The 8,554-nt window shown below is 69.9% G+C and carries 8 protein-coding genes; 2 read left to right on the top strand and 6 right to left on the bottom strand.

Annotation, left to right across the window (positions count from 1 at the left end; translation table 11 throughout):
* Window positions 1–1,079: 3-deoxy-7-phosphoheptulonate synthase (locus AC1D12_RS17045; RefSeq protein WP_477841712.1), on the bottom strand; the 1,079-nt coding region annotated here is incomplete at its 3' end.
* Between the two features lie 30 nt (window positions 1,080–1,109).
* Between AC1D12_RS17045 and AC1D12_RS17040 the strand changes: the two genes are divergently transcribed.
* Both AC1D12_RS17040 and AC1D12_RS17035 read left to right on the top strand, forming a co-directional pair.
* Complete coding sequence (locus AC1D12_RS17040; RefSeq protein ID WP_477841714.1) at window positions 1,110–1,544, top strand: GNAT family N-acetyltransferase; 435 nt, start codon at window positions 1,110–1,112, stop codon at window positions 1,542–1,544.
* A 99-nt stretch (window positions 1,545–1,643) separates the two neighbouring features.
* Complete coding sequence (locus tag AC1D12_RS17035; protein WP_477841710.1) at window positions 1,644–3,035, top strand: diguanylate cyclase domain-containing protein; 1,392 nt, start codon at window positions 1,644–1,646, stop codon at window positions 3,033–3,035.
* A 1-nt stretch (window position 3,036) separates the two neighbouring features.
* Here AC1D12_RS17035 and AC1D12_RS17030 read toward each other — a convergent pair whose 3' ends face one another.
* From AC1D12_RS17030 to AC1D12_RS17010, 5 genes are all read right to left on the bottom strand, one after another.
* Window positions 3,037–4,515: an NAD-dependent succinate-semialdehyde dehydrogenase gene (locus tag AC1D12_RS17030; RefSeq protein WP_465114403.1), complete on the bottom strand. Its 1,479-nt coding sequence runs from the start codon at window positions 4,513–4,515 to the stop codon at window positions 3,037–3,039.
* A gap of 25 nt (window positions 4,516–4,540) precedes the next feature.
* Window positions 4,541–5,365 carry an ABC transporter permease gene (locus tag AC1D12_RS17025; protein ID WP_477841707.1) on the bottom strand — a complete coding sequence of 275 codons (825 nt, stop codon included), beginning with the start codon at window positions 5,363–5,365 and terminating at the stop codon, window positions 4,541–4,543.
* Window positions 5,362–6,615 carry an ABC transporter permease gene (locus AC1D12_RS17020; RefSeq protein WP_477841705.1) on the bottom strand — a complete coding sequence of 418 codons (1,254 nt, stop codon included), beginning with the start codon at window positions 6,613–6,615 and terminating at the stop codon, window positions 5,362–5,364. The genes AC1D12_RS17025 and AC1D12_RS17020 overlap by 4 nt, the downstream gene beginning before the upstream one ends.
* 10 nt (window positions 6,616–6,625) lie before the next feature.
* Window positions 6,626–7,651 carry an ABC transporter substrate-binding protein gene (locus AC1D12_RS17015; RefSeq protein ID WP_477841703.1) on the bottom strand — a complete coding sequence of 342 codons (1,026 nt, stop codon included), beginning with the start codon at window positions 7,649–7,651 and terminating at the stop codon, window positions 6,626–6,628.
* A 53-nt stretch (window positions 7,652–7,704) separates the two neighbouring features.
* On the bottom strand, window positions 7,705–8,554 hold an 850-nt coding region (locus AC1D12_RS17010; protein WP_477841702.1), incomplete at its 5' end, for an ABC transporter ATP-binding protein.

The following is an 8,554-nucleotide window of genomic DNA, read 5'->3' as shown; positions in this document are numbered from 1 at the left end:
AGCTCGCGCAGCAGGGGTTCCGTCTGCATCCAGCCCAGGCAGGCGTCGGTGATGGACACGCCGGGCAACAGGTCGGCCCGGGTCTGGCCTTCCAGCAGGTCCTGGCGGCCCGGCTGCAGGTGGCTTTCGATCATGACGCCGGTGATGCGCGCATCGCCCCCGGCGATCTGGCCGGCCACGTCGCGGCCGACGTCGACCTGGCGCTCGTACTTCTTGCTCGAGTTGGCATGCGAGAAGTCGATCATCACCTGCTCGCGCAGGCCCGAGGCCTTGAGCCCCTCGCAGGCCGCGGCCACGGATGCCGCGTCGTAGTTGGGCGCCTTGCCACCGCGCAGGATGATGTGGCAATCCTCGTTGCCGCGCGTCTCGAAGATCGCGGCCATGCCCATCTTGGTCATGCCCATGAAGGCGTGCGCCGAGCGCGCCGCGAGCACGGCGTCGCTCGCGACCTTGATGCCGCCGTCGGTGCCGTTCTTGAAACCGACCGGGCAGGAGAGGCCGGAGGCCAGCTGGCGGTGGCTCTGGCTTTCGGTCGTGCGCGCGCCGATGGCGCCCCAGGCGATCAGGTCGGAGATGTACTGCGGGGACAGCAGGTCCAGGAACTCGGTGCCGGCCGGCAGCCCCAGCCCGTTCACGTCCAGCAGCAGCTGGCGGGCCAGGCGCAGGCCCTCGTTCATGTGGAAGCTGCCGTCCAGGCGCGGGTCGTTGATGTAGCCCTTCCAGCCCACCGTGGTGCGCGGCTTCTCGAAGTAGACGCGCATCACGATGAGCAGGTCGCGGCTCAGTTCATCGCGGGCGGCCTTGAGCAGCCGCGCATAGTCCATCGCCTGGTCGTGGTCATGGATGGAGCACGGGCCCACCACCACCAGCAGCCGGTCGTCGCGGCCGTGCAGGACCGCGCTGATCTCCTGCCGCGCGCGCGCCACCACCTCCAGCGCCTGGTCCGAGGCCGCCAGCTCCTCGAGCAGCAGCGCCGGGCTGATCAGCGCACGCACGGCGCCGATGCGGGTATCGTCGGTGCGGGTGGCATCGAAGGTCGAGGGCTCGTCTTCGTGGGCGTGGGTGGAGGGAGTGTTCATTCCATGGGTGAAAGTGTGCAAGGCAGCAGGATTCTCGTCGTTCTTTCCCCGGTCCGGGCCGATGACGCCGAGGCCTTGGTGGCATTGCGCATCGAGGCGATGCGTGAAAGCCTGGAGCGCGCAGGGCGCTTCGATGCGGCGCGGGCGCGCGAGCGCTTCCTGTCCGGCTTCTCGCCCGAACACACACGCCACATCGAGCTCGACGGCGAGAAGGTCGGTTTCGTGGTGGTCAAACCGCACGGCCAGGGGCTGCTGCTGGATCATCTCTATGTCCACCCGAAGCATCAGCGCCACGGCGTCGGCGCCGCCGTGCTGGCGCAGGTGTTCGCCGAAGCCGACRCAGCGGCTGCCGCGCTGCGCGTCGGGGCGCTGCGCGGCAGCGATTCGAACCGCTTCTACGCGCGGCACGGCTTCGCGCTGGTCGAGGAGAAGGAGTTCGACAACTACTACGAGCGCTCCCGCTGACCGAGCCGCGGTGCGCACTCCGTCACGCCGCCTCCATTTCCGACGCCCCGAAGTCCATCCGTCCGGTGCCGAGCCGGCGGCGCACGCTGCGTCTCCCCGTTGCTGCCATCCACGGCGGTGATGAAAGGTGACGTGATGACGCAGTGCGGTGAAGACGTGCGGTTGCTGGAACAGCTGGGCCTGGACACGCTCGCGCCCGGGGAGGCCCGGGCCTGCGAACTCCTGCTGGAGGGYGGCATCCGCATGCTGCTGGAGCTCAGCGAGGACGGCCTGCTGACGATCGCCGCGGCGCTGCCCGGCGAGGTCACCGACGACGACGACGCCTTGCTCTCGATGTCGCCTGCCGAGACCGACCTCGACGACGCGCGGGACACGTCGCCGATCGACATTAGCACCGAATCCGGCCACCTCATCRTGTGGGCGGACCATTTCGTCGAGGCGGCCGGCGACGCCCGCATGGTCTCGCTGCTCGACCGCGTGGCCACGCGGGCCGCCGCGGTGGCCGCGGCGCGGCGTTCCAGCGCCCGCGGCGCCGCGACGAACGCGCGCCAGGACATGGTCCCGCTCGCTAAACTGCGGCTCAACGAAGTCCGGAGGCGACTCGCGATGAACCAGRCCCCTTGCCGCGTACTGTGGATCGATGCCCAGCCGCCCGACGCCGATGTCGGCTCGACCGCGCTGCAAAGCCGCCTTGGCGCCGGCTTCGACATCCGCACGGCCGCCGGACTCGATTGCACCGAGGCCCGCGATGCGCATTCCGAGGTCATCGTGCTGGCGCTCGGCGCCGATGCCGCCGAGGTGGTGCTCGGCTGGCCCGCGCTCGCGGTGGCCGCGGCCGACGCGGCGCTGGTGGTGCTGGCACCGGCCATGGCCGATGCGCAGGCGCAGCGCCTGATCGAGGCCGGCGTGCAGGACATCGTGTTCCATGCCGACCTCGGCTCGCTCGCGCAGCGGCTGCGGCTGGCCGCCGGGCGCAAGGCGATCGAGCGCGAGGCGCGCAAGGCCTACGCCACCGACCTGATGACGGGCCTGCCGAACCGCACGCAGCTGATCGAGCACCTGAGCCAGGTGCTGGCGCTGCGCGAGCGCGAGCCGGCACCGGTCAGCCTGCTGGTGTTCCGCATGGACGGTTTCCAGGGCATCGAGGGCGCGCACGGGCCGGAGTCGGCCAACGTCGTGCGCCGCAAGGTCGCGGTGCGGCTGCGCGGCGGCGTGCGCTCGAGCGACGTGGTGGCCTCGCTCGGGGCCGACGTGTTCGCGGTGCTGCTGCCGTCGACCGAATCGCCGGCCGACGCGCAGCGCGTCGTCGACAAGCTGGTGCGCATGCTGCGCGATCCGTTCAACGTGGCCGGCATCACGGTGGGCGTGACGGCGCACGTCGGCGTCGCGCAGTACCCGCAGGACGGGCAGCAGCCCGACGACCTGCTGCGGCATGCATCCGCCGCGGCGCTGGCGACCGCCTACGGGCCGCGGGGGGCGGCGAACGACTGAGCTATTTCTGGATGTCCCCCAGGCACAAATACTTCACCTCGACGTAGTCGTCGATCCCGTGGTGCGACCCCTCGCGCCCGAGGCCCGACTGCTTGACCCCGCCGAACGGCACCTCGGCCGTCGAGATCAGCCCGGTGTTGATGCCCACCATGCCGTACTCCAGCGCCTCGCCGACGCGGAAGATGCGGCCGATGTCGCGGCTGTAGAAGTAGCTTGCCAGCCCGAACTCGGTGGCGTTGGCCATCGCGATCGCGTCGGCCTCGGTGGTGAAGCGGAACACCGGCGCCACCGGGCCGAAGGTCTCCTCGCGCGCGCACAGCATCTCGCTGGTGGCGCCCGACAGCACCGTCGGCTCGAAGAAGCGCGTGCCGAACCGGTGCCCGCCGGTCACCAGCGTCGCGCCCTTCGCGGTCGCGTCGGCCACGTGCCGCTCGATCTTCTCGATCGCCGCGTCGTCGATCATCGGCCCCTGCGTCACGCCGGCCTCGAAGCCGTTGCCCACTTTGATCGTCTTCGTCTTCTCGGCCAGCTTGGCGACGAACGCGTCGTACACGCCGTCCTGCACGTACAGCCGGTTCGCGCAGACGCAGGTCTGGCCGGCATTGCGGTACTTGCTGGCGAGCGCCCCCTCGACCGCGCTGTCGAGGTCGGCATCGTCGAACACGATGAACGGCGCATTGCCGCCCAGCTCCAGCGACAGCTTCTTGATCGTCGGYGCGCACTGCTTCATCAGGATGCGGCCGACCTCGGTCGAGCCGGTGAACGACAGGTGGCGCACCTGATCGCTCTCGCACAGCACCTTGCCCACCGCGATGGAGTTCTCGCCGTCGGCCGTCACGACGTTCAGCACGCCCGGCGGCATGCCGGCGCGCTGCGCCAGTTCGGCCACGGCCAGCGCCGACAGCGGCGTCTGCTCGGCCGGCTTGATCACCACCGGGCAGCCGGCGGCCAGCGCCGGCGCGACCTTGCGCGTGATCATCGCGATCGGGAAATTCCACGGCGTGATCGCCGCGCACACGCCCACCGGCTGCTTGATCACCAGGTAGCGCTTGCCGTTGTCGGTGGTCGGGATGGTCTCGCCGTAGACACGGCGCGATTCCTCGGCGAACCACTCGATGAAGCTGGCGCCRTAGCCGACCTCGCCCTTCGCCTCGGCCAGCGGCTTGCCCTGCTCGGCCGTCATGATGCGCGCCAGGTCGTCGGCGTTCGCCATCAGCAGCTGGAACCACTTCATCAGGATCGCCGCGCGCTCCTTCGCGGTCTTGCCGCGCCAGGCCGGCCAGGCCTGGTTCGCGGCGGCCACGGCGGCCTGCGTCTCGGCCGCGCCCAGGTTCGCCACGTCGACGAGCTTCCGGCTCGTGGCCGGGTCGGTCACGTCGAAGCGGGCGCTGCCGGCCACCCACTCGCCGCCGATCAATGCGTGCGTCTTCAGCAGGCCGGGGTCCTTCAGCGTGGAAAGCGGGGAGGTCTTCATGTCCATGGAGGTCGTCCTTTCGTGGAATCGATCAGCGCTTGCGCCCGCGCAGCCACTCCAGCACGAGCAGCAGCCCGGTCGTGAAGAGGATCAGCAGCGTCGCGACGGCGGCGATCGTCGGCGTGATGTTCTCGCGGATGCCGGTGAACATCTGGCGCGGCAGCGTCACCTGTTCCGGGCCGGCGAGGAAGAGCGTCACCACGACCTCGTCGAACGAGGTCGCGAACGCGAACAGCGCGCCGGAAATGACGCCCGGCGCGATCACCGGCAGCGTGATGCGGAAGAAGGTGCGCAGCGGCGTTTCGCCCAGGCTCAGGCTCGCGCGCACCAGGTTGTTGTTGAAGCCCTGCAGCGTGGCCAGCACGGTGGTCAGCACGAACGGCGCACCGAGCGCGGCATGCACGATGATCAGCGCGGTGTAGCTGTCGCCGAGCCCGATGTTGGCGAAGAACAGGTAGGTGCTGACGCCGACGACCACGATCGGCACCACCATCGGCGCGATCAGCAGGCTCATCAGCAGGCCCTTGAACGGGAAGTCGGTGCGCGCGAGGCCCACCGCGGCCAAGGTGCCGAGCACGGTCGCGATCACGGTGGCGGCGGGCGCGACGATGAAGCTGTTCTTCGCGGCGCGCGCCCACTCGGCCGACGTGAAGAGGTTCTGGTACCACTTCAGCGACCAGCCGGGGATCGGGTAGGCCAGGAACGAGCTGTCGCTGAACGACAGCGGGATGATCACGAGGATCGGCAGCAGCAGGAAGGCCAGCACGCCGGCGCAGGCCGCGCGCACCGCCCACCAGCCGGYCTTGTCGAGCGGCGTCGCGTACGCGGGAAAGAGGGGCAGTGCGGGCAGTTTCATCCGAGGCTCAGTTCCGACTTCACGACGCGACGGTACACGGCATAGAGAACCAGYGTCGCCGTCAGCAGCAAGGCACCGAGCCCGCAGGCCATGCCCCAGTTGATGTTCACGTTGGTGTACTGCGCGATGTAGTAGCTGAGCATCTGGTCGTCCGCRCCGCCGAGCAGTGCCGGCGTCACGTAGTAGCCGATCGACAGGATGAACACCAGCAGCGCGCCKGCGCYGATGCCSGGGWAGGTCTGCGGCACGTAGACGCGGAAGAACGCCGCCAGCGGTGCACTGCCGAGCGACACCGCGGCACGCAGGTAGGTGGCCGGCACGCTCTTCATCACGCTGTACAGCGGCAGGATCATGAAGGGCAGCAGGATGTGCGTCATCGCGATCACGACGCCCAGCCGGTTGAACAGCAGCGGCAGCGGCTCGTCGACCAGGCCGAGCCCCATCAGGCTGCGGTTGACCAGCCCCTGCGACTGCAGCAGCACGATCCAGGCCGCCACGCGCACCAGGATGGAGGTCCAGAACGGCACCAGCACCAGGATCATCAGCACGTTGGCGCGGCGTGCCGGCAAGGTCGACAGCCACCACGCGAGCGGGTAGCCGAGCAGCAGGCAGCACAGCGTGACGACCGCGCTGATCGCGAAGGTGCGGCCCAGGATGCGGGCGAATGCGCGCTGGTCCTCGGGCATGCGCTCGACGTGGCCGGTCGCGTCGCGGCGCAGGTCGACGGCGGCGAGCAGGTAGTCGGGCGTCCAGCGCGAGCCGTTCTTCGCGATCGCCTGCCAGTAGCGCGGCTCGCCCCAGCGTTCGTCGAGGGCGAGCAGTTTCGCCTTCACCTGGGCGGGCTCGCCGGCGCCTTCGAGCGGCAGCGCACGGTAGGCGCCCATCACCAGCGAACGCGCGCCGGCCGCATCGCTGTTGAGCCGGCGCGCGACGGCGCCGGCATCGGAGCTGTCGGGCAGCGTGCCCAGGTCGGCGACCAGCGCGGCGAACGCGTCCGGTGCCGRCACCGAGGCGCGGTCCCACGACGCGAGCGCCGCGACGGTGCGCGGCAGCGCGGTCGCGACCTCCGGGTTCTCGACCGCGCGCTTGAGCAACGCGGCGATCGGCACCAGGAAGGTCAGCAACAGGAACAGCAGCAGCGGCAGCGTCAGCGAGAACGCCCGCAGCTTGCGCCGCCGGTCGGCACGCGCGAGCTGGCGGCGCAGCGCATGCGGGTCGCCGATCGGCAGCGGGGCGGCGAGCGTGTCCATCACGAGCGCCTTACTGCGCGGCCCACGAGGCGAAGCGCTTCTCCAGCTCCTCGCCCTGGTCGGCCCAGAACTTCAGGTTGAACTGCAGCGCGTCCTTCGAGTTGGCCGGCGAGGTCGGCAGGTTGCCCAGCACCTTGGCATCCAGCCTGGCCAGTGCCTTGGTGTTGGTCGGGCCATAGGCGATGTTCTTTGCGTACTCGGCCTGCGCGTCCGGGGTGCTGGCGAACGCGATGAACTTCAGCGCCGCATCCTTGTTCGGCGTGCCCTTCGGGATCACCCAGTAGTCCAGGTCGTAGATGCCGCCGGTCCAGGTGATCTTCAGGTTCTTGCCCTCGCGGTTCGCGGCATCGATGCGGCCGTTGTAGACCGTCGTCAGCGCGACGTCGCCCGCCACCAGGAACTGCGGCGGCTGCGCGCCGGCCTCCCACCACTGGATGCTCGGCTTCAGCTCGCTCAGCTTCCTGAACGCGCGRTCGGCKCCGTCCTTGGWGGCSAGSACCTTGTAGACGTCGGCGGKYTTSACGCCGTCRGCCATCAGYGCGAACTCGAGGTTGTAGCGCGCGCCCTTGCGCATGCCGCGCTTGCCGGGGAATTTCTTCAGGTCCCAGAAATCGGCCCAGGTGGTGGGCGTGCCCTTCAGCTTGTCGCCGTTGTAGGCCATCACGGTCGACCACACGAAGATGCCGATGCCGCAGTCGCTGACGGCCGCCGGCAGCAGGTCGGCCTTGCCGCCGAGCTTGCTGTAGTCGAGCTTCTCGAACAGGCCCTCGTCGCAACCGCGCGCGACGTCGGGCGACTCGACCTCGACGACGTCCCACGTGACCTTCTTCGTCTCGACCATCGCCTTGATCTTGGCCTGCTCGCCGTTGTATTCCACCGGCACGACCTTGGTGCCGGTCTTCTCGAACGGCTCGTAGTAGGCCTTCTTCTGCGCATTGGCGTTCGCGCCGCCGAAGTTGACGACGGTGATCTGCTGGGCGAACGCCGGCAGCGCGAAGCCGACGGCGAGCGCGAGGCTCAGGATGCTCTTCTTCATGACGGGGTCCTTCGGGGTGATGAAAGCGGTGGAGGAGGCCGGGACGGCAGGGCTCAGACGATGTAGATGCGCGTGTGCTCGGGCGGCAGCTCCAGCCAGACCGCGTCGCCGGCGTGCGGTGCCGCGCCGTCGGCCAGCGGCAGCTTGACCGTCGCCGCGGCCTGGCCTTCGCCGAGCGCGCACAGCAGCCGCAGGTGGTCGCCGAAGTAGATGACGCTGTCGACGCGCGCCTGCAGCGCGTTGCCATGCTCGGCCGGCGCCTGCCGGTGCAGCCGGATGCGCTCCGGGCGGATGCAGGCCTCGACCGCCGCACCGACCGCCGCGCCGTTCACGTTGACGCCGGTCAGCACGCGCCCGTCGATCAGCACCATGCCGCAGCGGTCGCTGGTGTCGTCGACGTGGGTCGCCCGCACGGTGCCCTTGACGACGGTGCTGTCGCCGATGAAGCCGGCCACGAAGCGGTTGGACGGCGCCTCGTACATCGCCTCCACCGGCGCGAGCATCTGCACCGCGCCGTCGTTGAAGACGGCCACGCGGTCGCTCATCGTCAGCGCCTCGCCCTGGTCGTGCGTCACGTAGACGAAGGTGACGCCGAGCTGCCGGTGCAGCTCCTTCAGCTCGATCTGCATGTGCTCGCGCAGCTGCTTGTCGAGCGCGCCGAGCGGCTCGTCCATCAGCACCAGCTGCGGCTCGAACACCAGCGCCCGCGCCAGCGCGACGCGCTGCTGCTGGCCGCCCGAGAGCTGGGCCGGCGAGCGCTCGGCCATGCCGGTCAGCCGCACCATCTCGAGGGCGCGCGCCACGCGCCGCGCCTGCTCGTCGCGCGGCAGCCTGCGCACCGTCAGCGGGTAGGCCACGTTCTGCCCGACCGTCAGGTGCGGGAACAGCGCGTAGTTCTGGAAC

The organism is Rhizobacter sp. P1_G5 (assembly GCF_056405435.1).
The sequence above is the reverse complement of the archived record's forward strand: the minus strand, read 5'-3'. Positions and strand labels throughout refer to the sequence as shown.